Genomic DNA, 25,397 nt, shown 5'->3' on the forward strand with positions numbered 1-25,397 from the left:
AGGTCGGACCGGGTCTCGGGCAGGCCGTGGCGGCGGTCTCCGCCGTCGTTCGCGGGCCGTCACAGGTGGTAGGCGTACTCGGTGAACTCCCAGTCCGTGACGTACTGCTGGAAGCGCTCGACCTCATTGCGCTTGTACGTCAGGAAGGCGGCCACGAAGTCCTCGCCCAGGAGGCGGGACAGGTCGGTGTCGGCCTCCAGGGCGTCGAGCGCGGCGGTCAGGCTCATGGGCAGCAGGGCCGCCCTGGCGGTGTCGTAGCCGTAGCCCTCCAGTGGTGGCGGCGGTTCCCGTGCGGCGTCGACGCCGAGCAGGACGGCGGCGAGGGTGCCCGCGATCAGGAGGTAGGGGTTGGCGCTGGCGTCGCCCAGGCGTAGTTCGAGGCGGGTGCCCGGGCCGCGTTCGGGGGGTATGCGGATCATGGCGCTGCGGTTGTCGAGGCCCCAGTCGATCAGCCACGGGGCCAGGGTGTCGGGGCCGAAGCGCTTGTAGGAGTTGACGGTCGGGTTGAGCAGGGCGGCGAGGGCCGGAGCGTGGTCGAGCAGCCCCGCGACGGCGTGCCGGGCGAGCGGGGACAGGCCCTGCGGGCCGGCCGTGTCGTCGAAGGCGTTGGGCCCGTCGGGGCCCGCGTCGGCGTCGGTGACGGACAGGTGGAGATGGAAGCCGGAGCCCCCGGCGTCGTTGAAGGGCCTGGCCATGAAGGTGGCGAGCCGACGCTCCTTGCGGGCCAGTTCCTTGACGGCGCACTTGAGGCGGAAGGCGCGGTCGGCCGCTGCCAGGGCCTCGGAGTGGTGCAGGTTGATCTCGAACTGGGCGCCGTCGAACTCGTGGTTGCCGCATGTGACGCCGATGTCCAGGTCGCGCAGCAGCCGCAGCAGCCGCAGCAGGTGGTTGTCGGGGTCGGCGCGCAGGCCCGCGGTGTAGACGGCGCCCTTGGCCGCGCTGTAGCGGCGCCAGCCGCCGGGGGCGGCGGGATCGGCCTCGCACAGGAAGTACTCCAGCTCGGGCCCGGCGACGGGGCGCAGGCCGCGTTCGGCGCAGCGGGCGAGCACCGCGCGCAGGAGGTCACGGGGCGACTCGGGGGCGGGCATCCCGGTCCTGGGGTCGGTGACGTCGCCCAGGCAGGCGGCCACGCCCGGCTCCCAGGGCAACGTGTGCAGGGTCGTCAGGTCCGGTCGTACGACCACGTCGGGCAGGCCCGCGTCCAGGCCGCCGGTGACCGGGACGACGTCGCCCTGCGGGGTGGTGTGGTAGACGGCCCGGCAGAAGGCCAGCCCGTGCGCGCAGGCCGTCGGCAGGTGGTCGAGCAGCACGTCGCGGGCCCGGTCGGTGCCGAGCAGGTCGGGGTACACCACCCGGACCACGTCGATGCCCTCGTCGGTGAGCCGATCCAGGTGCCGTCGGATCACGGCGGGTTCGTGAGCGCTCACCGCTGCCTCCTCGGTGAGTTTGGGAACGCGGCGGTGGCGGGCGGAGCGAGGGCGTCCGCCACTTGTTTGAGGTCAAACGATAGCTAGACGGTAGAGGCGGCCGCGCTCCTCCCGCAAGGCTCGGCGCGTCAACTCCTGCCGCTGGAGCGGGCATTGACCGGCACGCCCCGGCTCCCTATGTTGTTTGGTACCAAACGAACTCCGGCGGGGTGTGCCGGCTCCGGAGGGACGTCCCGCCCCGTCGGGCACCGCGGCGTCCCACGGCGCGCCGGGGCGCCGCACCTCGGGAGGACCGGTCCATGAAGGTCGTAGTCGACAAGAGCAGGTGCCAGGACCACGGGCAGTGCGTGTTCGCGGCGCCCGACGTCTTCCGTCTCGACGACCAAGGCCGTCTCGTGCACGCCGAGGACGTCGACGAGTCGGTGCGCGACGAGGTCGAGGACGCCGCGGACGTGTGCCCGGTGCAGGCCATCCGGATCGAGGACTGACCCGATGACCGGGCACGTCCTGGTGGTCGGTGCGTCGCTCGGCGGCCTGCGCGCCGCCGAGCAACTGCGCGCCGCGGGCTGGCGCGGGCCCGTCACCGTGGTCGGCGACGAACCCCACATGCCCTACAACCGCCCCCCGCTGTCGAAGGAAGCCCTCGTCGGCGAGGCCCCGTTCGCCTCCCTGGCCTTCACGCCGAGGGCGGCCGCCGCCGACGTGCGGTGGCTGCTCGGGCGCCGGGTCACCGCGGTCCGGCTGCGCGAGCGGGTCGCGGTCCTCGACGACGGCGCGGAACTCGCCTTCACGGACCTGGTCGCCGCCACCGGACTGCGGCCCCGGCGGCTGCGCTGTCCCGGCCCGTCGGGTCCCGGGAGCGGCCGCCAGGTGCTGCGCACCCTCGCCGACGCCCGCGCGCTGCGCGCCGTACTGCTGCGTCCCGGGGTGCGGCTCGTGGTCGTCGGGGCCGGGTTCATCGGCTGCGAGGTCGCCTCGACCGCCGTGCGCCTCGGGGTGCGGGAGGTCACGGTGGTCGACGTCGTGCCGCTGCCGATGCTCCGGCCGCTCGGCGAACTCCTCGCCCGCGCGCTGCTGCGCCGGCACCGGGCGCGGGGGGTCCGCTTCCACCTGGGGGCGGGCGTGGCGGCGTTCGACGGCGACGGCCGGGTGTCCGGGGTCGTCCTGGACGACGGGCGGGTCCTGGCGGCGGACGTGGTGGTGGAGTGCGTCGGCGCGGTCCCGAACACGGACTGGCTCGACCACAACGGCCTCGACCTGAGCGACGGTGTGCTCACGGACGGGCACCTGCGGATGGGCGGCCTGCCGTACGCCTGCGCGATCGGCGACGTGGCCCGCTTCCCCGACCCCCGCCACGGCGGTCGGCCGCGACGCGTGGAGCACTGGTCCATGCCCGGCGACAGCGCCCGGCACGCCGCCCGCGTCCTCGCCGCACGGCTCGCGGGAACCGAGGCCGACCCGGCGCCGTTCGCACCCCTGCCCAGCTTCTGGAGCGACCAGCACGACTTCCGGATCCAGGCCTTCGGCGCCCCCGAACTCGGCACCGGCGACGTCCGGATCCTGGACGGCGACATCGACGGCGACGTCGTGGCGGGGTATCACGCGGACGGCCGCCCGGTCGGCGTGGTGGCCCTCGGCGGGCCCGGCGCCGCCGCCGCGGCGGCCCGGTACCGCGCCCGCCTCCTGCGGCACCCCGCCCCCCTCACCTGAGGAGCATCCGCCATGCCTCGCGTACGCGGCTACTTCCACCCCAAGACGGCGACCGGCGACGCGTCGATCGTCCCGGCGCCCCCCTGGCACTACTCCGGCGACCTGCTGACCGTCGAGTACCGCACCGACCCCGAGCGCGTCCGCGAACTCCTGCCGAGCCCCCTGGAACCCGCCGCCGACGACCCCGGGGCGGTCGCGCTGATATGGGCCGACTGGCAGTCCTGCGCGGACGCGGGGCAGGAACTCCTCGACCCCGTCAGGTCCCAGTACCAGGAGGCGTTCGCCGTGGTGCGCTGCTCCTACCGGGGCCGCCCCTACTCGCGGTGCGTCCACATCTGGGTCGACAAGGACTTCGCCCTGGTGCGGGGGTTGCACCAGGGCTATCCGAAGAAGCTCGGCGCCATCCACCAGACGCGCCCGCACCCCTTCGGCCCGGCTCCGCGGATCGAGCCCGGAGCCCGGTTCGGTGCCACGCTCGCCGCCGCCGACCGCCGTCTCGCCCAGGTGGTGGTGACCCTGCGGGAGCCCTCCGCCACGGCCGGGTTCGTCAACGCCCACCCGATGGCACACCACCGCTGGCTGCCGTCGATCGAGAAGGGCGGAGGGCTCGCCCTGGACGAACTCGTCGAGTCCCGCGCCGCCTCGGTCGAGGCCGGGCCCCCGTGGCGGGGCGACGCCCGGCTCGAACTCTTCGAATCGCCGACGGAGGAGCTGGCCCGCCTCGTGGTGCGGGAGCCGATCGCCGCGTACTACCAGCAGGTCGGGGTCGTCTGGGACGGCGGCCGCCTCCTGGAGACCGCGACCTCCGACGCCGAGTGACGGCGTGCCACGGCCGACCGGGAGAACTGGACATGCCACGAACAGCACCCCGCACACCCCGCACACGCCGCCCCCGTCGTCAGGGGAGGCGGCCATGACACGGCACACGGCTGTCGTCGCCGGAACCGCCGTCGACACCCGGCACTGGATCGCGGGCCGTCGCACCGGCTCCGCGAACACCTTCCCCGACCACTCGCCCATCGACGGCGGCCTCCTCGCCGAGGTCGCCCGCGGCACCGCCGCGGATGCGGACGCCGCCGTCGCCGCCGCCACCGCGGCCTTCCCGGGGTGGGCGGTCACGTCCCGCAAGGAACGGGCCCGCCTCCTGCACGCGATCGCCGACGGTGTGATGGAGCGCCTGGACGAGCTGGCCCGCGTCGAGACCGCCGACAACGGCGCCCTGCTGCGCGCGCACCGGCGCTCCGTGATGCCGCGCGTGGCACACAACTTCCGGTTCTTCGCCGACTGGGCGCTGACGCTGGACCAGGAGGACTTCACCACGCACGCCGGAGGCCGCAGGCACCGCAACCACGTCTCCTGGGACCCGGCGGGACCCTGCGCGCTCATCACCCCGTGGAACGCGCCGCTGATGCTCGCCACCTGGAAGATCGCCCCCGCCCTCGCCGCGGGCGACACCGTCGTCCTCAAGCCCGCCGAGTGGGCCCCGCTGACCGCGTCGCTGCTCGCCGACATCAGCGCCGGGGCCGGGCTGCCGGACGGGGTGCTCAACGTCCTGCAGGGGTACGGGGACGAGGCGGGCGCGGCGCTGGCCGGGCACCGGGGCGTGCGGCGCGTCAGCTTCACCGGCTCGGTGGCCACGGGGCGCCTGGTCGCGGCCGCCGCGGCGGCGAACCTGACCCCGGTCAGCCTCGAACTGGGCGGCAAGTCACCCCTGTTGGTCTTCGCCGACGCCGACCTCGACCTGGCCGTCGACCTGGCTGTGCGGCAGTACGACAACGCCGGTCAGGTGTGTCTCGCCGCCACCCGCCTGCTCGTCCAGGAGCCCGTCGCGGCCGAGTTCACCCGCCGCCTCACGGCGCGGGCCGCCGCCCTCACCCAGGGCGACCCGCGCGAGGACCGCACCGACCTGGGCCCCGTCGTGCACCCACGCCAACGGGACCGGATCGACGGCTTCGTGCGCCGCGCCACCCGGGCGGGCGCCCGCGCCGTCCTCGGCGGGAGCGCCGGGCAGGGGCCCGGCGGGCTGTACTACCGCCCCACGCTCCTCGCCGCCGTCGAGCAGGAGAGCGAGATCGTCCAGGAGGAGGTGTTCGGCCCCGTCCTGACGCTGCAGACCTTCCGCACGGAGGACGAGGCGGTCCGCCTCGCCAACGGCACGCGCTACGCGCTGGCCGCGGCCGTGGCGACCGGTGACCCCGCCCGCGCCGAGCGGGTCCCGGCGCGTCTGGTCGCGGGCACCGTGTGGGTGAACTGCTTCTACGTACGCGACCTCCAGGCGCCCTTCGGCGGCGCGTGGAACTCCGGCGTCGGCCGCGAGGGCGGCACCTGGAGCTTCGACTTCTACTGCGACGTCAAGAACACCGTGACGAGCACCGGCGCAGCGGCAGCGGAGAATGCCGCCGCCGCGGAGAGCACCGCCACCGCGCCCACGGACGGGAGAGGACATGGGTGACATCGTCGGGGCGGGGCTGCTCGCCCACGTCCCCACCATCGTGCTGCCGCACAAGGTCCGCCTGGACCTCAACGAGGGCCGGGAGTCCACCCTCGTCACGGGCCTGCGCCGACTGCGCGCGGACGTCTTCGACAGCGACGCCTACGACACGGTCGTGGTCCTGGACTCGCACTGGGCGACCACCGTGGAGTTCGTCGTCACCGCGCACGCCCGGCGGGCCGGCCTCTTCACCTCCGAGGAACTGCCGCGCGGGATGTGCAGGATGCCGTACGACTTCCCGGGGGACCCCGAACTCGCCCACGCCGTCGCGCGGTTCGCGGACCGGCACCGCACCTGGATCACCCCGGTCGACGACCCGTACCTGCCGATCCACTACGCCACCCTGAACCTCTGGACGTTCCTGGGCGAGGGCCTGCCCGACAAGCGGTGGGTGTCGATCGGGGTGTGCCAGACCGCCGACGTGGAGGACCATCTGCGCCTCGGCCGGGCACTGGCCGACGGCATCGCCGCCACCCCCGGCCGCCGGGTCCTGCTGATCGCCTCGGGTGCCCTGTCGCACACGTTCTGGCCGCTGCGCGAGCTGCGGGCGCACGAGGCCGCCGACCCGGTCCACATCCGCACCCCGCAGGCGCGCGCCGCGGACCTGCGGCGCATCGACTGGCTCACCCACGGGCGGCACGACCAAGTCCTCCAGGGAATGGGGGAGTTCGCCGCCTTCAAGCCGGAGGCCGGGTTCGCGCACTACGTGATGCTGGCGGGGGCGCTCGGCGGCGCCGCCTGCACCGCGCCGGGCCGCCGGTACGGGGAGTACGAGAACGCGATCGGGACGGGGCAGGCGCACCTCTGGTTCGACCGGCCCGAGGCGGGGTGGACCGGAGCCCGCGAGGCCACCGTGCCCCAGGGCCCGCCGCCCGCACCGCCCGGCCGCCCGAAGGAGGCGTGAGATGTCCGAGATCCGCCGCGTCCTGCTCGACGGGGCCGTCGTCGAGGTGCTCCGCGAGGGCGACGAACTCGTCGCGCGGGACGGCCGCCGCGTCAAGGCCGACCAGGCCCAACACCTGCCGCCGGTCGTCCCGACGAAGGTGATCGCCGTGCACCTCAACCACCGCAGCCGGGTCGAGGAGTTCGGGGTCCGGCTTCCGCCCGCGCCCACCTACTTCCACAAACCGGTCTCCGCCCTCAACGCCCACCGGGGCGCGGTGGTCCGCCCCGAGGGCTGCAAGTGGCTCAACTACGAGGGCGAGATCGCCGTGGTGATCGGCCGGACCGCCCGCAACATCTCCCCGGCCGAGGCGGGCGCCCACATCGCGGGCTACACCGTCGCCGACGACTTCGGCCTGCACGACTTCCGCGACACCGACGCGGGCTCGATGCTGCGCGTCAAGGGCTCGGACACGCTGTGCCCGCTGGGGCCCGGCCTGGTCACCGGCTGGGACTTCCGGCACAAGCGGCTGCGCACCTACGTCAACGGCGTGCTGGCGCAGGACGGTTCGACGGACGAGATGCGGTGGGACATGCACTACCTCGTCGCCGACATCGCGCGCACCATCACGCTGCTGCCGGGCGACGTCCTGCTGTCCGGCACTCCCGCGGGTTCGCGCCCGGTGCGGCCCGGAGACGTCGTCGACGTCGAGGTCGAGGGTCTGGGCCGCCTCACCAGTCACATCGTGAGCGGCCCGACACCCGTCCGGCGCGACGTCGGAGCGCAGCCCACCGAGTCCGAGGAGGTCCGCTCGACGGCCCTCGGCGGCGACTGGGAGTACCGGGGGATCCGGCCGCCGCGAGGCTGACCGGGCCGGGCGGGGCGGACCGTACCGGGCCTGCCACGGGGAAGCCCGGCACGGCCCCGCCCCGCACTCCCCGCGCCGTCCCGCCCTCGTCCCCCCCGCCGTCCCGGCGCATCCGCACCGCACCGGCCCCGCGCCCCCCACACCCCCGAGGAACCCGCCGTGAACCGCCCCGCACGTCCCCTGATCGCGATCCCCGCCCGCTTCTCCGCCTCCACCTCCGCCCTGCGCTACGGGGCCGAGGTCAACGCCCGTGCGCTGATCGAGGCGGTCTGGCGGGCCGGGGGCGAGCCCGTCACCATCCACCCCCACGCCCCCGGCGGCAGGGCCGACCCGGCCCTGGTGGCCGCCCGCCTGGCACGGTTCGACGGCGTCCTGCTGCCCGGCGGCGGCGACCTGGCCCCCAGCCGGTACGGCAGCGACCCGGTGCACGGCAGCACCTACGACGTCGATGCCGAGCAGGACGGCTTCGACCTGTCGGTCGCCCTCCAGGCCTTGCACGCCGGGCTGCCGCTGCTCGCTGTCTGCCGGGGTGCGCAGGTGGTGAACGTGGCTCTGGGCGGCACCCTGCGGGAGCACCTCGCGGGCTGGCGGCGCGAACACCGGAACCTGGTGCATCAGGTCGAGATCCAGCCGGGCAGCTCGCTGTACGCGATCACGGGTGCCCCGGTGGTGACGGCGTCGTGCTACCACCATCAAGGGGTGGACCGCGTGGGCGCGGGTCTCACGGTCACCGCCAAGGCCGCCGACGGCACCCGCGAGGCCTTCGAACTCCCGGGCAGGCAAGGGTGGTTCACCGGGGTGCAGTGGCATCCGGAGGACACGGCCCGGCAGGATCCCGCACAGCAGGCCCTGTTCGACGCCCATGTGCGGGCCGCGGGGCAGCGGTGGTGAGGCCGGTGACGGCCCGCTTCCCGGCGTCCGTGTCAGCTCTCGGTCCGGGGGCGCCTGCCGCTGCGCCGGGGGGCCGGCTCGGCCCCGTCGAGCAGTGCGGCACGCCGCTCCGCGCCCTGCTCCTCGACCTGGAGGACGACCTGCCGGAGTCCGGCGGCGACGCGACGGCACTCCGTGTCGCCGAGCCGCCCCGCGACGAAGGCCTCCTCCTCGTTGAACCGGGGGAACAGGTCCCGCATCAGCTCCGTCCCGGAGTCCGTGAGCCGGAGCAGCACGAGCCGGCCGTCGTCCGGATGCGCGCCGCGCCGGACAAGGCCCCTGGCCTCCAGGGTCCGTACGACTCCGGTCAGGGTGCCCTTGGAGATCCCGGCCTCCTCCGCCACGTGCCGGGTCTCCGACTCGCCCCAGATCCACACCACCCACAGCACGACGAAACCGGTCCAGGTGAGATCGGAGCCGCGCAGCACGGAGTTCTCCAGGTGCTGGCGGACGGCGGCCGCGGCCCGGTAGATGTTGGCCACCATGGCCATCTGGTCATGGTGGATCGGCGCACCGCCGAGCTTGTCCCACGCCAGTTTCTCGGCTTCGGTGATGGAGCGCTGACCGGGCACGGGCACCCTCTCCTTCGCTGTCTACGGGCCCTGTGCAGCCTGCGGGACCCGCGGCCCCAGCGTATCGTTCGGGGCCAAACCGCATGCTTCGGGGGAGCGTTGGCCGAATCGTACCCAGCGGCCGATCCACCCGTCTTCGAGCGCCCCAGCCCGGTGCTAGCGTCGAAGAACGCGCCATTTCATCCGCCTTCGACCCCGTACGCGACCCGCTGTCGCGCGGGCCGGGGCGACGACGTGCACCATCCGCCCACCATCCACCCTGGTAGAGGGGAAGAACCGTCATGAAGCGCGCCCTCGTGGTCATCGACGTCCAGAACGAGTACGTCACCGGCGGGCTGCCGATCAGCTATCCGGCGCCGGCCCTCAGTCTGGCCAACATCGCCGCCGCCATGGACGCGGCCACCCAGGAAGGCATCCCGGTGGTGGTCGTCCAGCACGCCGCCCCCGCGGGATCGCCCCTGTTCGGCCGCGACAGCCATGGCTTCGCCCTCCACGACGTGGTCGCGTCCCGGCCGCGCGACCACCTGATCGAGAAGACCCTGCCCTCCTCCTTCGCGGGCACCGACCTCGGGGACTGGCTGGAGCGCCAGGGCGTCGACACGCTCACCATCACCGGCTACATGACCCAGAACTGCGACGAGTCAACCGCCCGCGCCGCCGTCCACCGCGGCTACTCGGTCGAGCTGCTCTCCGACGCGACGGGCACGATCTCGCTGTCCAACCGGGTCGGCACGCTGTCCGCGGCCGAACTCCACCACGCGATCCTCGTGGTGATGCAGTCGTTCTTCGCGTCGGTGTCCACCACCGCCGAGTGGATCGCGGCGGCCCGGTCCAAGGCCTCCCTGGGACGCCCGGACTTCGCGGCCGCCACCGACGCCGGTCAACTCGGCACCGGCTCCTGATCCGGCGGCGCGCCGGGTTCCGCGGCGCGCCGCTCACCACCCCGCCGCTCCGGAGGCTTCGGCTTCCGGAGCGGTTCGCGTGCGGGGCCCTGCCCGGGGGGCATGGCCGGAATGTCGTATCGAACTGATGTCCGCAAAAGAAGGCGGGCCGTGGACGCAGATCTCCTGGTACCGCGCCGCCGCCGTTGGCGGGAACCCTCGGACCCGCGGCACCGGATTCGGCGCGCGCCCGGGGCGGCTGCCTGGGCTGTCGGCGCCGCGCGTGGAGCAAACCCTCCGAGGCGGGTTGGCCGGAACGGAGCCTGACGTGTTCCGTCACCTCCGATGCGAGTCAAAGTGAATGTGACGGCTGGGAGTTCGAGGTTACGGGATAGTCCGTACCGATTTTTGGACAGGCGCTGAGGAAAACGCCATCTCGGCAGAGCCAGGTCCTACGGTGGTTCCCACGCCAGACCATTTCCGCTGTTGCTTTCTTTGGCATGCCCGAAATTCGCCCCCGGGTTGAACGGAACATCTCGAAGGAGACCTCCGTGACGGAATTGCTCCAGAGCAGTCCAATGCTCGATGAGGCCTTTGCGGCGCAACGGTTCCGAGGGAACGCCGAAACCGTGCTCGCCAGGTTGGAGAAACACCTGGCCGATCTCTCGATCCGGGGTCTGGAACTCGCCGACCCGGCGCGGTTGACCGAGGCGGCAAGGGCGCTGATGACCACGGACCGCGAACAGCCCACCGTCTTCGACGAGGAGCGTCTCGCGGCGATCGTGGATCTCTACATCAGGACCGGCATCCAGGTCCATTCGCCCGGATACATGGGGCGGCAGTTCTCGGGGGTCGTCCCGCTCTCGGGAGTCATCGACTTCGTCAGCTCGGTCGTCAACCAGCCGTCCTCGTTCTACGAGGCCGGGCAGCTGCCCAACGTCGCTGAACGGATCATGGCCGACGAACTGAACCGCTTCATCGGCTGGGACCAGGACCGCTTCGCCATGGTGACGACGTCCGGCGGCTCCCTGGCCAACCTGACCGCGCTCCTCGCGGCCCGCAACCGGGCGTTCCCCGGCTACTGGTCCCAGGGCCACTCGGCGCTCGCGGCCCAGGTCAGGCCCGCCGTCGCGGTGGGCGCCGACGTGCACTACAGCGTCGCGCGGGCGGCCGGGGTGATGGGCATCGGGGAGGACCGCATCGTGCGCCTGCCGCTGGACGGGCGCCGGCGGATCGACGCCGACCGGGCGCGCCAGGCCCTCGACGCGGCCGCCGCGCAGGGCTTGACCGTCTTCTGTCTGGTGGCCTCGGCCGGCACCACGCCGGTGGGCGCCTTCGACCCGCTCGACCGGCTCGCCGTCATCGCCCGCGAACGCGGCCTCTGGTTCCACGTGGACGGCGCGCACGGCGCCAGCCTGCTGGTGTCGGACCGGCTGCGGCACAAGCTCCGCGGCATCGCCGAGGCGGACTCCCTGACCTGGGACGCGCACAAGATGATGTTCGTGCCCGCCCCGTGCACGCTGCTCTTCTACCGCGACCGGGAAAGCGGCCGCGGGGCTTTCCGGCAGACCGCCAGCTATGTCTTCGACGAACGCCAGGACATCTACACCGCACTCGACAACGGCGACAAGAACTTCGAGTGCACCAAGCGTCCGATGATTATGCCGCTGTGGGCGCTGTGGGCCATGTACGGGAAGTCCCTGTTCGCGGAGAAGATCGAGTATCTGTGCCGGTTGACCCAAGAGGCCCACGCGATATTGGAGGGCGAGCCGGACTTCGAGGTGCTGCACCGTCCCGAGGCCAACATACTCTGCTTCCGGTACCGGCCCGAAGGGGTGGAAGTGGACGACCTGCACCCGTTCCAGGTGGATTTAAGAAACCGTGTGAAGAGCCGTGGGAACTTCTTCATTTCCAAGGTCGACGTGGACGGAGTGGCCGCGTTGCGCGTGGTCATGATGAACCATCACATCACTTCCGGGCACTTTCAAATGCTCCTCGACGAGATACGAAAGGCAGGCCAGTCGCAGTGATAACCCCGCAGGCCGCCCTGATGCCCCCGGGCGGCGGCACCCAGGAACTTGTCAATTGGCTCATTCCCGACTGGGAACTCGTGCCGAAGTCCGTCGACGACGTCACCCGGCTCCCCTCGTTCGCCAGCAAGCTCCAGGAGTGCGAGCGGGTCTGCCAGACGCCGTACGCCGAGCTCCCCCACGAGGTCCAGGACGCACTGGTGCTGCGCCGGCTCCAGCAGATGTTCCACACGGTGATGCTCAACCCGCTGTGGCGGGAGCGCCTCGAGGCCGCCGGAGTGGTCCGCGCCCCCGATTCGTACGAGGCCTGGCAGCAGATCCCGCTCTCCGACAAGGAGACCCAGCGGGACTTCTTCATGGACACTCGGCCCGGCGTGGTGGTCCCGCAGGACCGGGGCGGCTTCGAGGTCGTGGCCAGCGGCGGCACCAGCAGCGGAAGCCCGCTCGAAGTCATCTACTCCCTGCGGGAGCTGCGCGACACCTACGCGGTGGCGGGCCGGTTCATGGGGGACTACCAGCTCAGCCCGTACCTCACGGGGACCGACCCCAAATGGCTGCTCACCACCCTCGCCGACTACCAGATGTGGAGCAGCGGCACCATGGTGGGCGGGGTGCTGCAGAGCGTGCCGGGCGTCAACTACATCGGCGCGGGGCCCGTCACCGCGCCGGTCCTCGAGCACATCTTCTCCTACCGGGGCCCGAAGGCCCTGATGGGCATCTCGGCGGGCATCGCGATCCTCGCCGACCTCGGCGCGAACATGAACCGCCGCTCCCGGGAGAGCTTCCGCGTCGCCCTCTACGGCAGCGGCGTGCTGCCCCAGCGCAAGCGGTCGGAGCTCAAGGCGCTCTACCCGAACCTCACGATCCTCAGCTACTTCGCCGCCACCCAGGCGGAGACCGTCGGACTCCAACTGTCGGAGGACTCCCCGGAGCTGGCCGCCGTTCCGGGCCTGCACCTCGTCGAGATCGTCGACGAGAACGGGCAGTGGGTCGCCGAGGGCGAGGAGGGGGAGCTGGTCGTCACCCGGCTGCACGCGCACGACGCACCGCTGCTGCGGCTGAAGCTGGGGGACCGGATGATCCGCAGGCCCCGGCTCGACGGGCCGGGACTGAGGACCCAGCAGTTCGAGTTCGCCGGCCGCACCGGCGACGTACTGCACCTCAACGACAGCCAGTACTCCGCCGTACGGGCCTACGGCGCCCTGCGCGACGAGTTGAAGGCGGCCGGGGTGGTGGACCTGGACGCGGTGGCGCACGAGATCCAGTTCGTCAACCACCGCGAGAAGAAGACCATCACCCTGTACGCCGCGGTCGACGACGTACAGGGGCTCAGCTACCGCACGGACACGATGCTCGGCCCGTACGGGCTGCAGCGGGTCCTCGTGAACGCCCTGCCGCGCTCCCTCTCGCTGTTCAACGGCGGGGAGGCCAACGCGGCTTCGATCGAGAAGACCGGATACGGCCTGCGGGTCGAGTTCGTCCCCCGGCACTCGCCGGACATCGAGCGCACCCACGTCGGCAAGGTGCCGCTGGTCCGGGACCGGGGCTAGCCCCGTCAGGTGTCACGCCCGACACCGGAGGAGTCAACGCAGGAGGCATCAGTGGCACTGAAACCGCAGATCAACATCATCGCCGTGGTCGACGTCATCGGCGCCCTCTCGGGCCGCACCTTGCAGAACGGCAACCTCTGCCTGGTGGACAACGGCGACTACACCAGCACCGGGCAGGGCACCCCGGAGCTGTGCACCTTCGTCAGGCCGGGCCAGGTGGTGCAGTGGTCGGCCCTCGCGGTCGACCTCCAGACGCCGGTCGACATCAAGGCCATCACCTTCCTCGGGCCGGACGGCACCGCCTCGCCGCTGAGCCGGCCGGCCTCGAACGAGGAGGGCGAGAAGCTCGACCTGGAGCACTGGGCGGGCATGGTCCCGCCGTACCTGGTCCCCGGCGTCGCGCACCGGTACCGCCTCGAACTGCAGATGTACGAGGGCGACCACAGCGTGCTGCACGTCGACACGCCCGCGCTGCTGCGCGTATGAGCCGGCCGGCCCGCCCGAACCGGCAGCCGACGACCTAGGACGACGAGGTGGAGTCATGGCCCAACAGCTAGCGATCATCGTGCTCGTGGACATCGGCAACGCACTGGAGACCAACACCCTGGAGGGCAACACCTATCTGTTCGACAACATGAAGCTGCACGGCTCGCACGGGCAGGGCACCGGCGACCTGGTGACCGCCATCCACGGCGCCTACTGGCGCGACGGCTCCCAGGCCACCGAGCAGGTCCTCAACTGGCTGCCGTACAGCCTGGGATCCATCCCGCCGACGGTCCCGCGCGGCTACGAGGCCGACCGGGCCCGGCAGAGCGACGAACTGGCCCTGGCCGAACTGGACGCGATCACCGCGAAGGCCGGCGCGGCGGGCGCCGACCCCGCGGCCGAGCTCACCGAGATCCGCAAGGCGGCGGGCACCCGGGTGAAGACCACCCGGCGCACCCGCGGCCGGCTCTCCGGGCAGAAGATCCTGGACGTCACCGGGCAGGTCGTCACCGACGCCACGGCCGCCTACAGCTACCCCGGCCCGGTGATCACCGACATCTACGGTCAGGCCGTCGACGAGAAGATCATGTATCCGGCGGCGTACGGGTCCCCGGACCTGGTCACCGACGGCTGGTACTGGTCCGCCACCGTCGACTCCTCCCGGCCCGGCACGTACGCGTACACGATGCGCATCCAGCTCCACAAGCTGGTCCAGCGGGGCAGCGAGACGCTCTGGGAGCCGGTGAACCTCACCTGCGAGTCCAAGCTCATGATCACCTCGGAGCCCAAGCGCAACGGCTTCAGTGGCGCGGGCCTCGGCTGGCTGCCGATCGCCCCGCCGGCCGCGGCGTCCCAGCCCCCGCCGTCGGCGGTGCCCCAGCCCCCGCCGCCCGCCGCCGGGCCCCAGCACGGCCCGGCGACCCCCAACGCGTAGACGAGGAGCGGCAGATGCCCACCAAGCCGAAGCGGGAGAGCGCCCCCGGCAAGCGGCCGATCTCCATCACCGCCGTGGTGGACTGCGTCGGCGCCCTGGCGACCGGCAGCGTGCACGGCAACCTGTACCTGTACGACACCAACAAGGCCGGGGGGTCCACCGGCCTCGGCACCGAGGAACTGCGCACCAGGGTCCGCCGCGGCGACCAGATCCTGTGGTCCGTCCTGGTCCTCGAATGCGAGGCGTACGCGGCGATCGACGAGGTATTGATCGACCCCGACGTGTGCGAGCCGGTGCGCAAGGTGTACCCGGGCACCGACATCGCGTACTGGATCGGGACGGTGAAGAAGGACGACGTCCAGGACCTCTCCTACCAGATCAGGTTCAAGTTCGGTTCGCGGGACGAGCCGATCACCAGCACGCTGTCCCCGAGCCTCGTCGGCTGAAGCAGGAGGAGCGATGACCGCGAGCACATCGACCGCCACGCCCGGCGGGGCCACCGCCGACGCGTTCGAGCACAAGCAGAACCCCGGCCAGCTGAACTCGGTCCAGCTGAACATCGTCACGCTGATCAACATGGAGCGGGCGACCGAGACCCAGTCCCTGAACGACGCGATGTACATGATGGACAACAGCATCGGCGGCCCCGGCCAGGGCACCAACCGCCTGGAGACCGTCTGCAAGCAGGGCCAGGTCCTGAACTGGATCGTGCGGCCCATCGACATGGACAAGCGCATCGACGGCACCTGGCCGCCCATGCCGAAGATCAACAGCATCGTCTTCCTCGACACGGAGACCGGTGACGAGGAGGACGTGGCCGAGCGGAAGATCTTCACCGAGCTGAAGATCTACGGGGCGCCGGACCGCATGCGCGACAAGTTCACGCCGGTCTACTACTACTGGGCCGGGACCGTGCTCAGCACGGCCAAGCCCGGGCTCTACCGCTACCGGCTGATCCTGGAGCTGGAACAGGAACGCTCCAAGGAGAAGCTGTACCTGAACACCGTGCAGCACCCCGCCATCAGGGTGCTGGGGGTGTAGCGGCCCCCACCCGCCCGAAGCGGCACGAGGCACGGCATCGGCGGTGCGGCACCGGGAATCGGCGCACAGGGGCAAGGTGAGGCGCCCGACGGGCAGGTGTGACGTCGGGCGCCTTTCGGTGCCGTACGCCGGGTCACCGGTGCCGCACGCAGGCGCACGCGGGGGGAACACGCCTCGAAAGCGCCGTGAAGGTGTGCGCGTGCGGCTTGTCGGGCGCCTCCCCGAGCGGTACACCGATCTTGTCGCCGGGTTCGGCGGCGCTTGGCGCACCCCGGGGAGCTGACATGGGCGTCACCAGTCGATACCAGGAGGCCTGGGAGGGCTTCTGGAGCGAGGCACCCGCGGAGGCGGGCGGTGTCTTCTGGGACTCCGAGCCCGCCCTCACCGCGGGCATCCATCTGGCCCTCTTCGAACCGCACTTGACGGCGCCGGACCTGCCGATGGTGGACCTCGGCTGCGGCAACGGCACCCAGACCCGCTTCCTCGCCGACCGCTTCCCGCGCGTCCTCGGCGTCGACCTGGCGGCCGCCGCCGTCGACCGCGCCCGGCACGCGGACCCCGCGGGCCAGGCCGAGTTCCGCCAGCTCGACGCGGCCGACAAGAGCACCGCAGAGCAGCTGCACGCCGAACTCGGCGACGCCAACGTCTACATGCGCGGCGTACTCCACCAGTGCGAGCCCGCCGACCGGCAGCCGCTCATCGACTCCGTCGCGGCCCTGACCGGCGAGCGCGGGCGGGCCTGCCTGGTCGAGCTGGCCGAGGCCGCGGGTCCTGTGCTGCGCGGACTGGCCCAGGACGCCGGGGGGCCGCCGCCCAAGCTGGCGCCGGTGTTCGCGCACGGCATCGCGCCGGGCGAGGTGACCGACGCCGCCGTCCCGGAGCTGCTGCGCTCGGCGGGCCTGACCGTGCTGGCCTCCGGTGAGCTGCCGCTGACCACGACCGAGTACAGACCGGACGGCACCCGCATCGAACTGCCCTCGAAGTGGCTGGTCGTGGGCCGCGGCGGGGCCACCGCATAGCGGCACGCCCGGGTGCGGCCCACGGGGGAGCGGGCGGCCGCGTCCTCACGGGGGGAGCGGGCCGTCGTGTCCTCAGGTGGGAGCGGGCGGGTCCGGGTGCCGGGCCTCCGCGCGCATGCCCATGACCACCACGGTGATGACGCAGAACGCGATGACCGTCTCCGCCCAGAGGAAGGCGATGTAGTCGAGGAGCGAGCCGATCGGGGGCGCGCCCGGTGCGGTGTTGCGGAAGGCCGCGAGGGCGAAGAGCGTCGCGGCCATCCAGCCGAGCGCGGGCCACGTCAGGCCCTTGCGCCTGCTCAGCAGGAACCACGCCCCGATCAGCACGGCGACGGCGAGCGCCCACATGGCGGCCATCATGAACACCGAGAAGATGAGCACGCTGGTGGAGCGTTCGAGGCCGAGCCGGAACACCGCCACGCCGTCCTCCTCGTACGCCTCGACCGAGGCCGCGAACAGCGCGTCGTTGTTGGACAGCGTCATCCGGACCGGCACGGGCTCGTCGCCCTGCACGGCGCCGAACTCCAGCGCCGCGTCGTAGGCGTCGAACGGATAGTCCGTGATGGATCCCGCCGTCAGGGTGACGGGCACGTCCACGGTCGAGATCCGGCTGTGGGCCGGGAACGTGAGGTCCCCGCGCGTCGAGGCCGACGTCTGCAGCGTGAGGGTGTCGGCGGGGGAGATGCCGCCGGCCTCCGCCAGGCCGCCGCGCGGGGTCACCAGGAGCCGCAGGACCAGCTCCCGGCCCGCCGCGTCGACCCGCTGGACCGACGCCTCGATGTCCACCCGGTCGGGAGCCGGGTCACCCGCGCGGTAGCGGGTGTCCAGGGCGTGCCGTTCGCCGAACTGGAGCCACACCCCGAAGGCCACGGCCGCCGCCACGGCGAGCAGTACGAGCCCCGCGATCAGGGCTCTGCCGCGGGACGGGGGGAGGCGTCGGATGACCACGGCCGCTCCGGAGGGGACAGGGGGAGGGGACAGGGGCAGGGGACGGTCAGTCGACCGGCTCGCCGGGCTGGTCGTGCGTGGAGCAGTGGATGCCACCGCCGCCGGAGGCGATGGTGTCGATCTCGACCTGCACGATGTCGCGCTTGGGGAAGTGCTCCTGAAGGATGCTCTTGGCGCGCTTGTCGGCCTTGCGGTCGCCGAACCTCGGCATGAACACGGAGTCGTTGGCGACGTAGAAGTTGGCGTACGTCGACACGAAGTCGTCGCCCTCGCCGGTGATCCGGTCCAGGTCGGGCTGCGGCAGGTCGATGACCTCGAAGCGGCGGCCCTTGGCGTCCGTGGCCTCGCTCAGCACGGACTTCGCCTGGTCGGCGGCGCGTGACCAGGAGTCGGCGGGCATCCCGGGGAACGCCCGGTCCAGGAGCACCACGCCGGGCGCGGTGAACCGGACGAGGCTGTCCACGTGCGCGTCGGTGATGTCCTCGCCGCGCACGCCCTTGAGCCAGACCACCTTCTCGACGCCCAGGGTCTCCTTGAGCTCGGCCTCGATCCGGTCCCGGCTCTTGCCGCGGTTGCGGTTGTCGTTGACGATCGAGCTCTCCGTGATCAGGAGCGTGCCCTCGCCGTCGGTCTCGAAGGAGCCGCCCTCGGCGACCAGGGGCGCCTTCTCGCGGGGGATGTCGTACTTCGACAGCAGGGTGCGGCCCACCCGGGCGTCGTTGGTGTGCTCCTGCTTGTCGCCCCACCCGTTGAAGTTGAAGTCGACGCCGACGACCTCGCCGTCCTCCTCCACGAACACGGGCACGGTGTCACGCGCCCACAGGTCGTCGACGGCCAGGGGGATGACCTCGACGTCGCGCCCGCACGCCCGCTGGGCGGCCTTGACCTGCTCGGGCCGCGCCATCATCACCACGTACTCGTACTCGCCGATGGCGCGGGCGATGCGGGCGATGTCCTCCCGTACGTAGGGCAGGTCCTCCTCCCACACCGACTCCAGGGCGGGCCAGGACATGAAGGTGCGGGCGTGGCTCTCCCATTCGGCGCCGAGGCGCCGCCCCTCGGTCTCGGTGCCCGCGCCCGCGGTGCCCGCGGCCCTCGTCGCGCCGGAGCCGCCGGGCCCGCAGGCCGCGGAGCCGAGGACGACGGCGCCGATGCCGGCGATCGCGCGCAGGGCGGAGCGGCGGCTGGGGCGCATCGAGGCGAGAGGTGACGCGGGGGCGAGCGAGGTGAGGCGGGAGTGGGGGGTGGGGCGGGTGAGGGGAGTGAGGGGGGACACGGTGAACTCCGATCATCGTGATGGTCACAAGCTAGCCGTCGGCAGGGTGGGGCGCTCGACGAGCGTGGCGCGGACGGCGGGCGCCGTACCGGAAGGGGCCGGGTGGCGCACTGCGCCAGGGCTGCGGCCGGACGGCCCCGTGGCGGTGGCCGTGCTGCCACTCTGACATGGACTGAAAATTCAGTCAAAGAGGGGTGCGGTGTGTCCTGGGCCGGCGAGGGGGCTCGTGTCGGCGGTGAGATCCGTGTCGGCGGCGCCCGCGGTGTCCGCGGCGCGTTCCAGGTGGGCCAGCTCCACCACCATGGCCTCCCGCATCAGCCGACGGGCGTGGGCCAGGGGGAGGACCTCGCTGAGCCAGCGCATGCTGAGTCCCTCCAGCGTGGCGACGAGCCGTTCGGCGGCCAGGGCGAGGGCGGGCGCGGGTGCGGTCGGGTGGACGCGGCGCAGGGCGTCGGTGAGCTCGCCGATCCAGATCGACCGGGCCTCGGCGAGCGCGTCCCTGAGGCCGGGGTCGAAGACGGCGGTGGCGCGCAGTTCGCCCCACGCCGTGCTGTTCTCGCGGACCTCGGGCACGTCCTGGAACTCCAGCAGGAGGGCGTGTTCGAGCGCCCGTCGGGGGTCGCGGGCGGAGTGCCCGGCCCCGGCGGCCCCGGCGGTGTAGCGCTCGGCGCGGTTGCTGATGAACTCCAGGGTCTGGCGCAGGATGCCCGCGCGGTCCTTGAAGTGGTAATAGACGAGCGCCGTGGAGACGCCCGCCTCGGTGGCGAGTTCCGTGACGCGCAGCCCCCGGACCCCGCGTCGGGCGATGACCCTGGCCGCCCCCCTCAGGATGACCGTCCTGCGGTCCGCCCCCACTCCTCCCACCGGCCCTCTCGCGCTCGCCCTGCCCGCCCTGCCCGCCTCGCGGGACGGGTGATCACCGTCCCGTATCGTCTCACATTGACTGAAACTTTAGTTAGCGGCACGATCGTCCCCCAGGGCGGCCCGCGGTCGCCGCGTCAGCACGCGCGGGTGCGGCCACCGGCCCGCCCCGCGCCCCGGCCCCTCTCGCGGAAAGAGCCACCGCATGTCCTCTCAGCCTCCCGGGGCGCAGTCCACCCGCACGCCCCTGTCGGCCGACGACCCCCGCGAGCTCGGCGGCTACCGTCTGCACGCCCGGCTCGGCGCCGGCGGCATGGGGGTGGTGTACCTGGCCCACACCCCGGGCGGGCGCCCCATCGCCCTGAAGGCGGTACGGGACGAACTGGCCGCCGACCCCGAGTTCCGGCGGCGGTTCGCGCACGAGGTGGCCAGCGCCCGCGGCATCCACGGCCTGTTCACCGCCCAGGTGGTGGACTCCGGCGTCGACGCCCCCACGCCGTGGCTCGCCACCGCGTACGTGCCCGGCCTCTCGCTGCAGCAGGTCGTCCAGCGGCACGGCCCGCTGCCCGTGCGCACGGTGCTGCTGCTCGTGGCGGGCATCGCGGAGGCGCTCCAGGCCATCCACCGGTCGGGGGTCGTCCACCGGGACCTCAAGCCGGGCAACGTCCTGATCGCCGCGGACGGCCCGCGCGTCATCGACTTCGGCATCGCGCGCGCGGCCGACGCCACCGGGCTCACCGGCACCGGCCTGCGCATCGGCACCGCCGCGTACATGGCGCCGGAGCAGGCGACGGGCCTGGCGGTGACCCCGGCGACCGACGTCTTCGCCCTCGGCACGCTCGTCGCGTACGTGTCCGGGGGAGCGCTGCCGTTCGGGAGCGGGCCCGAATCCGCCGCCCTGTACCGGGTGGTCCACGAGGATCCCGACCTGGCCGCCGTCCCGCTCGACCTGCACGACCTGGTGGGCCGCTGCCTGGCCAAGCGCCCCGAGGACCGGCCGTCGCCCGGTGAGCTGATCGCCGCCGTCCACGCCCACCCGGCGGTGGGCGGGCGCCCGGGGTTCACCGAGGGGTGGCTGCCGCACGGGGTGAGCAGTGAGATCGCGGACGAGGGGGAGGGGGCCGGGTGGGGCGGTGGTACGGGGCTGAGTACAGGCACGGATCGGGGCTCGGACTCGGGCTCGGGCTCGGACGAGGGAACGGTGCCGGGGTGGGATCCGGTCCACGCCCAGCCGACGCTCGCCGCCGCCCCGGCCACGCGGCGGGCGCCCGGGTCGAGGCGGGCCCCGGATGAGGCGCGGGGGTCCGGCGCCCCGTCGGCCCCCGGCACACCGCACGCCCTCGACGCCGGGCCCGGCACCGGCGCCGGCCCCGCCCCGCGCCGGGCCCGCCGCCGCGGCCGACGGCGCGGGACCCTCGTGGCGCTGACCACCGCGGCCGTCATCCTCGTCTCCCTCGGCGCCGCCGCGTACTACGTCCTGGACCGGCGCGCGGACACGGCCCGCGACTCCGCCGACAAGCCCCGGCGACCGCACTCGCCGTCTCCCCGGCCGACCCCACCGTCGCCCCGCCCGACCCCGCCGTCCCCCTCGGCCACGTCGCAGGCCGCGTACGTACCGGACTACACGGACGCCGAACTCACCGCCCCCGACCCCGACTACGAGTTCGACCTGGTGGCGGGGAAGGTGGTCCCGGCCGAGACCGCCACCTGGTACCTGGAGCGGACCGACACCGAGTTCGTGCTGTCCGAGGACAGCGACGCGTTCATCGCCGCCGGGTACGTCCTGAGCCCCGCCGACTGCGTCCGGGGCATCGAGACGGAACCGGTCACCACGCTCCCGTTCGACGAGCTCGCCGACGAGCGCCCCTTCTGCGTCCGCAGCCCGGACGGGAAGAGCGTCGTCGTCGTGCGGCTCGTCGAGGCGGTCCCGGAGGAGGGGCCGGTCACGGTGGTCATGAGCCGTCACCGCAAGGGCGGCTGACCGTCCTGCGCCCGCGGCCCGGCCGAGATCACCGGGTCCGGACCGGCCCGGTAAAGTTCGGATCCATGGCGCCTCGCACTACCCAGATCCTCGAAGCGGCCGCACGGCTGATCGCCCGTCGCGGAGTCCGCGGCCTGCGCGTCGAAGAACTCGCCGCCGAGGCGGGCGTCTCCACCGGGCTGATCTACTACCACTTCAAGGACCGCACCGGGATCCTGCGCCAGACCCTGGAGTTCATCAACGACCGCGCCGAGCGCTACACCACAGGCCGCGACCCCGAGGCCGAACCCCTCGCTCCGCGCGAGGAACTGGAGGAGATCCTCCTCCTGGAGCTCCAGGACACCCCCGAGGTCAGGGAGAACAGCTCCGCCTGGGGCGAGTTGCGGGCGAGCGCCGTCTTCGACGAGGTGCTGCGCGAGGACCTGGCCCGGGCCACCCTGGTGTGGGTGCAGGAGGTCGCCGCCCTCCTCGGGCAGGTGCAGCCGATGACTCCGGCACCCGCCCTGGCCGCGGCCGGGGAACGTCTCACCGCGCTGCTCGAAGGGCTCAGCATGCGCTGGCTCAGCGGCGGGATGCGGCTCGACCACGCGCGGGACCTGATGCGCGGCGCCATCGACGCCGAACTGGCGCTGCTGCGGCGGAAGTAGCGCCTGCGCGGGCCCGCCGCCCGCCAGCCCCAGGGCGAGCCTGCCACACGCCAGTTCCCGCGCGAGCCTGCCGCCCGCCGGTCCGCCCCTGCCCCCTGCTCGCGGCCCGCTGACTCTTCCCCGTCTTCCCGCCGCCTTCACCTCGGCCAGGCCTCCTCCCCGGGGTGTCTCGCCAGGTCTCCCCTCGGTGTCCCATCAGCCGACGACGACGGCAACCACTCACTTCCAGACTCTTGACTGAAAATTCAGTCAGTGCCACAGTGACGTCACTCCCGCCGACGGCGCAGGCTCTGCCCGCCGTCGAGCGCCGAGTCCCTGCGAACTTCTGCGAGATTTCCCGGAGCGAGGGATGCACCCATGCCGCTGACACCCACCGAACGCGACCGGCTGCTGCTGTTCGGCGCCGCCGAGCTGGCCAGGGCCCGGCGCGCGCGGGGGCTCAGGCTCAACGTCCCGGAGGCCACCGCGCTGATCGCGGACACCGTCTGCGAGGCGGCCCGCGACGGCCTGCGCCTGGCGGCGGCGATCGAGCGCGGCCGCGGTGTCCTCGGCCCCGACGACGTCCTGCCGGGCGTCGCCGACGTGGTCACCGAGCTCCAGGTCGAGGCCGTCTTCGACGACGGCACGCGTCTCGCCGTGGTCGGCGACCCATTCGGCGCGCGGCCCCGGTGCGACGACGCGCCCGGCGCCGTCCTGCCGGTGTCGCCGGACGTCGAGCCCGTCGAGCCGGTCGTGACGCTGACCGTGCGCAACACCGCCTCCGTGCCGGTCAGCGTGACCTCGCACTTCCACTTCTTCGAGGCCAACCCGCGCCTGGACTTCGACCGGGCCGCCGCCTACGGCATGCGGCTCGCGGTGCCCACCGGCTCGTCCACGCGCTTCGACCCCGGCGGGTCCGCGCGAGTGGGCCTGGTGCCGATCGGCGGTGCCCGGGTCGCGATCGGCTTCGCGGGCCTCGTCGACGGGCCCCTCGACGCCCCGGGCGCCCTGCGGGCGGCGCTGCGCAAGGCGGCGGCCTGCGGCTACCTGGGTGCCGCCCCCTCGGACCGCCCGGAAGGAACGCACGCATGAGCAGGCCCACGCGACACAGCGATCACTGCGCTCCGGGGAGTCGGCACATCGACGCCCACGAGTACGCGTCCGTGCATGGTCCGCGGGCCGGGGACCGGGTGGTCCTCGGGGATTCGGGGCTTGTGGTGCGGGTGGAGTCCGATGCGCAGTTGGCGGGGGACGAGTTCCTGGCCGGGTTCGGCAAGACGGCCCGGGACGGGTTGCATCTGAAGGCCGCCGCCGTGCGGGAGACCTGTGATGTCGTGATCAGCAATGTGCTGGTGATCGATGCCGTGCTGGGGATCCGGAAGGTGTCGATCGGGATCCGGGAGGGGCGGATCCACGCCATCGGGCGGGCGGGGAATCCGGACACCCTGGACGGGGTGGACGTGGTCGTCGGCACCGGGACCTCGATCGTGTCCGGTGAAGGGCTGATCGCCACCGCGGGCGCCATCGACACGCACGTCCACCTCCTGTCGCCGCGCATCATGGAGGCCTCCCTCGCCTCCGGCGTCACCACGATCATCGGGCAGGAAACCGGGCCGATGTGGGGGGTCGGGGTCAACTCGCCGTGGGCGCTGCGGCACGCGTTCAACGCCTTCGACGCCTGGCCCGTCAACATCGGCTTTCTCGGGCGCGGTTCGTCCTCCCACGAGGCCCCCTTGATCGAGGCCCTCGCGGAGGGCGGAGCCTGTGGCTTCAAGGTGCACGAGGACATGGGCGCGCACACGCGGGCGTTGGACAACGCGCTGCGGGTCGCCGAGGAGCACGATGTCCAAGTCGCGCTGCACAGTGACGGGTTGAACGAGTGTCTGTCGGTCGAGGACACCTTGAGCGTGCTGGAAGGGCGGACCATTCACGCCTTTCACATCGAGGGGTGCGGGGGCGGGCATGTGCCGAACGTCCTGAAGATGGCGGGGGTGCCGAACGTCATCGGCTCGTCCACCAATCCCACCCTGCCCTTCGGGCGCGATGCCGTGGCCGAGCACTACGGCATGATCGTCTCGGTCCACGATCTGAAGACGGACCTGCCCGGTGACGCGGCCATGGCCCGCGACCGGATCCGCGCCGGGACCATGGGGGCCGAGGACGTCCTGCACGACCTCGGCGCCATCGCCATCACCTCGTCCGACGCACAGGGCATGGGCCGGGCCGGTGAGACCGTCCGCAGGACCTTCGCCATGGCCGGGAAGATGAAGGCCGAGCTCGGCCCCTTGGACGGAGACAGCGCAGGCGACGACAACGCGCGCGTCCTGCGCTACATCGCCAAGCTGACCATCAACCCCGCCCTCGCCCACGGCCTCGCCCACGAGGTCGGCTCCATCGAAGTCGGGAAGATGGCGGACATCGTGCTCTGGCGGCCCCCGTTCTTCGGCGCGAAGCCACAGATGGTGCTCAAGTCCGGCTTCCCCGCGTACGGCGTCACCGGCGACCCCAACGCCGCCACCGACCGCTGCGAACCCCTCGTCCTCGGCCCGCTGTTCGGGGCCCACGGCGCCGCGCCCGCCGACCTCTCCGTGGCCTTCGTCAGCCGCGCCGCCGCCGAGTCCGGCTCCGCCGGCAGGCCGTACGACGCCCTGACCACCCGGCGCCGCCGCGTCGCCGTGCGCGGCACCCGCGGCATCGGCCCCGCCGACATGGTCGGCAACGACCGCGTCGGCGAGGTCCAGGTGAACGCGCGCAGCGGCCTCGTCACCCTCGACGGCGCGCCCCTGCGGTCCGAGCCCGCGCAGGAAGTCTCCCTGAGCCGCCTCTACTTCCTGTGACCCCACCGTCGGCCGCCCCTTCCATCCCCCCTTTCATCCCCCCCTT

At 72.8% G+C, this 25,397-nt stretch carries 24 protein-coding genes; 19 read left to right on the forward strand and 5 right to left on the reverse strand.

The window, feature by feature from the left end; translation table 11 throughout:
• Positions 1-59: 59 nt before the first annotated feature.
• Complete coding sequence (locus ACFVHO_RS14230) at positions 60-1,427, reverse strand: glutamine synthetase family protein (RefSeq protein ID WP_385713366.1); 1,368 nt, start codon at positions 1,425-1,427, stop codon at positions 60-62.
• A gap of 299 nt (positions 1,428-1,726) precedes the next feature.
• Here ACFVHO_RS14230 and ACFVHO_RS14235 point away from each other — a divergent pair, with 299 nt between their 5' ends.
• From ACFVHO_RS14235 to ACFVHO_RS14265, 7 genes are all read left to right on the forward strand, one after another.
• Positions 1,727-1,915, forward strand: a complete 189-nt coding sequence (locus tag ACFVHO_RS14235) for a ferredoxin (protein WP_385713368.1) — start codon at positions 1,727-1,729, stop codon at positions 1,913-1,915.
• Positions 1,916-1,919: 4 nt separating this feature from the next.
• Positions 1,920-3,137: an NAD(P)/FAD-dependent oxidoreductase gene (locus tag ACFVHO_RS14240; protein ID WP_385713370.1), complete on the forward strand. Its 1,218-nt coding sequence runs from the start codon at positions 1,920-1,922 to the stop codon at positions 3,135-3,137.
• A 12-nt stretch (positions 3,138-3,149) separates the two neighbouring features.
• Entirely contained in the window at positions 3,150-3,956 is an 807-nt protein-coding gene (locus ACFVHO_RS14245) for an acetoacetate decarboxylase family protein (protein ID WP_385713372.1), read from the forward strand.
• A 94-nt stretch (positions 3,957-4,050) separates the two neighbouring features.
• Positions 4,051-5,589, forward strand: coding sequence for an aldehyde dehydrogenase (locus tag ACFVHO_RS14250; protein ID WP_385713373.1), 1,539 nt, complete (start codon positions 4,051-4,053; stop codon positions 5,587-5,589).
• Positions 5,582-6,532, forward strand: a complete 951-nt coding sequence (locus tag ACFVHO_RS14255) for a 3,4-dihydroxyphenylacetate 2,3-dioxygenase (protein WP_385713375.1) — start codon at positions 5,582-5,584, stop codon at positions 6,530-6,532. The genes ACFVHO_RS14250 and ACFVHO_RS14255 overlap by 8 nt, the downstream gene beginning before the upstream one ends.
• 1 nt (position 6,533) lies before the next feature.
• Positions 6,534-7,379 carry a fumarylacetoacetate hydrolase family protein gene (locus ACFVHO_RS14260; RefSeq protein ID WP_385713377.1) on the forward strand — a complete coding sequence of 282 codons (846 nt, stop codon included), beginning with the start codon at positions 6,534-6,536 and terminating at the stop codon, positions 7,377-7,379.
• Between the two features lie 159 nt (positions 7,380-7,538).
• The gene (locus ACFVHO_RS14265) at positions 7,539-8,270 is read left to right on the forward strand and encodes a gamma-glutamyl-gamma-aminobutyrate hydrolase family protein (RefSeq protein ID WP_385713379.1); all 732 of its coding nucleotides are present in this window, start codon (positions 7,539-7,541) and stop codon (positions 8,268-8,270) included.
• A gap of 32 nt (positions 8,271-8,302) precedes the next feature.
• Here the strand turns inward: ACFVHO_RS14265 and ACFVHO_RS14270 are convergent, their stop codons facing one another.
• Positions 8,303-8,881, reverse strand: coding sequence for a MarR family winged helix-turn-helix transcriptional regulator (locus ACFVHO_RS14270; protein WP_385713380.1), 579 nt, complete (start codon positions 8,879-8,881; stop codon positions 8,303-8,305).
• Positions 8,882-9,162: 281 nt separating this feature from the next.
• Between ACFVHO_RS14270 and ACFVHO_RS14275 the strand changes: the two genes are divergently transcribed.
• The 8 genes from ACFVHO_RS14275 to ACFVHO_RS14310 all read left to right on the forward strand — a co-directional run bounded on the left by ACFVHO_RS14275 (position 9,163) and on the right by ACFVHO_RS14310 (position 16,822).
• A complete protein-coding gene (locus ACFVHO_RS14275) occupies positions 9,163-9,783 on the forward strand; it encodes a cysteine hydrolase family protein (protein WP_385713381.1) in 621 nt (206 codons plus the stop codon).
• A gap of 608 nt (positions 9,784-10,391) precedes the next feature.
• Entirely contained in the window at positions 10,392-11,792 is a 1,401-nt protein-coding gene (locus ACFVHO_RS14280; protein ID WP_385713383.1) for a pyridoxal phosphate-dependent decarboxylase family protein, read from the forward strand.
• The gene (locus ACFVHO_RS14285) at positions 11,789-13,342 is read left to right on the forward strand and encodes a hypothetical protein (protein WP_385713384.1); all 1,554 of its coding nucleotides are present in this window, start codon (positions 11,789-11,791) and stop codon (positions 13,340-13,342) included. The genes ACFVHO_RS14280 and ACFVHO_RS14285 overlap by 4 nt, the downstream gene beginning before the upstream one ends.
• A gap of 51 nt (positions 13,343-13,393) precedes the next feature.
• Positions 13,394-13,828: a hypothetical protein gene (locus ACFVHO_RS14290; RefSeq protein ID WP_385713386.1), complete on the forward strand. Its 435-nt coding sequence runs from the start codon at positions 13,394-13,396 to the stop codon at positions 13,826-13,828.
• Positions 13,829-13,883: 55 nt separating this feature from the next.
• Positions 13,884-14,762, forward strand: a complete 879-nt coding sequence (locus ACFVHO_RS14295) for a hypothetical protein (RefSeq protein ID WP_385713387.1) — start codon at positions 13,884-13,886, stop codon at positions 14,760-14,762.
• Positions 14,763-14,776: 14 nt separating this feature from the next.
• Positions 14,777-15,208, forward strand: a complete 432-nt coding sequence (locus ACFVHO_RS14300; protein ID WP_385713389.1) for a hypothetical protein — start codon at positions 14,777-14,779, stop codon at positions 15,206-15,208.
• A 13-nt stretch (positions 15,209-15,221) separates the two neighbouring features.
• Positions 15,222-15,803 carry a hypothetical protein gene (locus ACFVHO_RS14305; protein ID WP_385713391.1) on the forward strand — a complete coding sequence of 194 codons (582 nt, stop codon included), beginning with the start codon at positions 15,222-15,224 and terminating at the stop codon, positions 15,801-15,803.
• A 284-nt stretch (positions 15,804-16,087) separates the two neighbouring features.
• The gene (locus ACFVHO_RS14310) at positions 16,088-16,822 is read left to right on the forward strand and encodes a class I SAM-dependent methyltransferase (protein ID WP_385713393.1); all 735 of its coding nucleotides are present in this window, start codon (positions 16,088-16,090) and stop codon (positions 16,820-16,822) included.
• Between the two features lie 72 nt (positions 16,823-16,894).
• Here ACFVHO_RS14310 and ACFVHO_RS14315 read toward each other — a convergent pair whose 3' ends face one another.
• From ACFVHO_RS14315 to ACFVHO_RS14325, 3 genes are all read right to left on the reverse strand, one after another.
• On the reverse strand, positions 16,895-17,770 hold the full coding sequence (locus tag ACFVHO_RS14315) for a DUF4436 domain-containing protein (protein WP_385713394.1): 876 nt from the start codon (positions 17,768-17,770) through the stop codon (positions 16,895-16,897).
• A gap of 46 nt (positions 17,771-17,816) precedes the next feature.
• The gene (locus ACFVHO_RS14320; RefSeq protein ID WP_385713487.1) at positions 17,817-18,965 is read right to left on the reverse strand and encodes an agmatine/peptidylarginine deiminase; all 1,149 of its coding nucleotides are present in this window, start codon (positions 18,963-18,965) and stop codon (positions 17,817-17,819) included.
• A gap of 261 nt (positions 18,966-19,226) precedes the next feature.
• Positions 19,227-19,910, reverse strand: a complete 684-nt coding sequence (locus tag ACFVHO_RS14325; protein WP_385713396.1) for a TetR/AcrR family transcriptional regulator — start codon at positions 19,908-19,910, stop codon at positions 19,227-19,229.
• 202 nt (positions 19,911-20,112) lie between these two features.
• On the opposite strand from ACFVHO_RS14325, the gene ACFVHO_RS14330 reads away from it, so the two are divergent.
• From ACFVHO_RS14330 to ACFVHO_RS14345, 4 genes are all read left to right on the forward strand, one after another.
• A complete protein-coding gene (locus ACFVHO_RS14330) occupies positions 20,113-21,888 on the forward strand; it encodes a serine/threonine-protein kinase (protein WP_385713398.1) in 1,776 nt (591 codons plus the stop codon).
• 65 nt (positions 21,889-21,953) lie between these two features.
• Positions 21,954-22,535 (forward strand): TetR/AcrR family transcriptional regulator, encoded by a 582-nt coding sequence (locus tag ACFVHO_RS14335; protein ID WP_385713400.1) that lies wholly within the window; start codon positions 21,954-21,956, stop codon positions 22,533-22,535.
• Positions 22,536-22,892: 357 nt separating this feature from the next.
• Complete coding sequence (gene ureA / locus ACFVHO_RS14340) at positions 22,893-23,606, forward strand: urease subunit gamma (RefSeq protein ID WP_385713402.1); 714 nt, start codon at positions 22,893-22,895, stop codon at positions 23,604-23,606.
• Entirely contained in the window at positions 23,603-25,351 is a 1,749-nt protein-coding gene (locus ACFVHO_RS14345; RefSeq protein ID WP_385713404.1) for an urease subunit alpha, read from the forward strand. Before ureA ends, ACFVHO_RS14345 begins: the two co-directional genes overlap by 4 nt.
• Positions 25,352-25,397 lie beyond the last annotated feature (46 nt).

The organism is Streptomyces sp. NPDC127108 (genome assembly GCF_042677545.1).
Classification (GTDB): Bacteria; Actinomycetota; Actinomycetes; order Streptomycetales; family Streptomycetaceae; genus Streptomyces.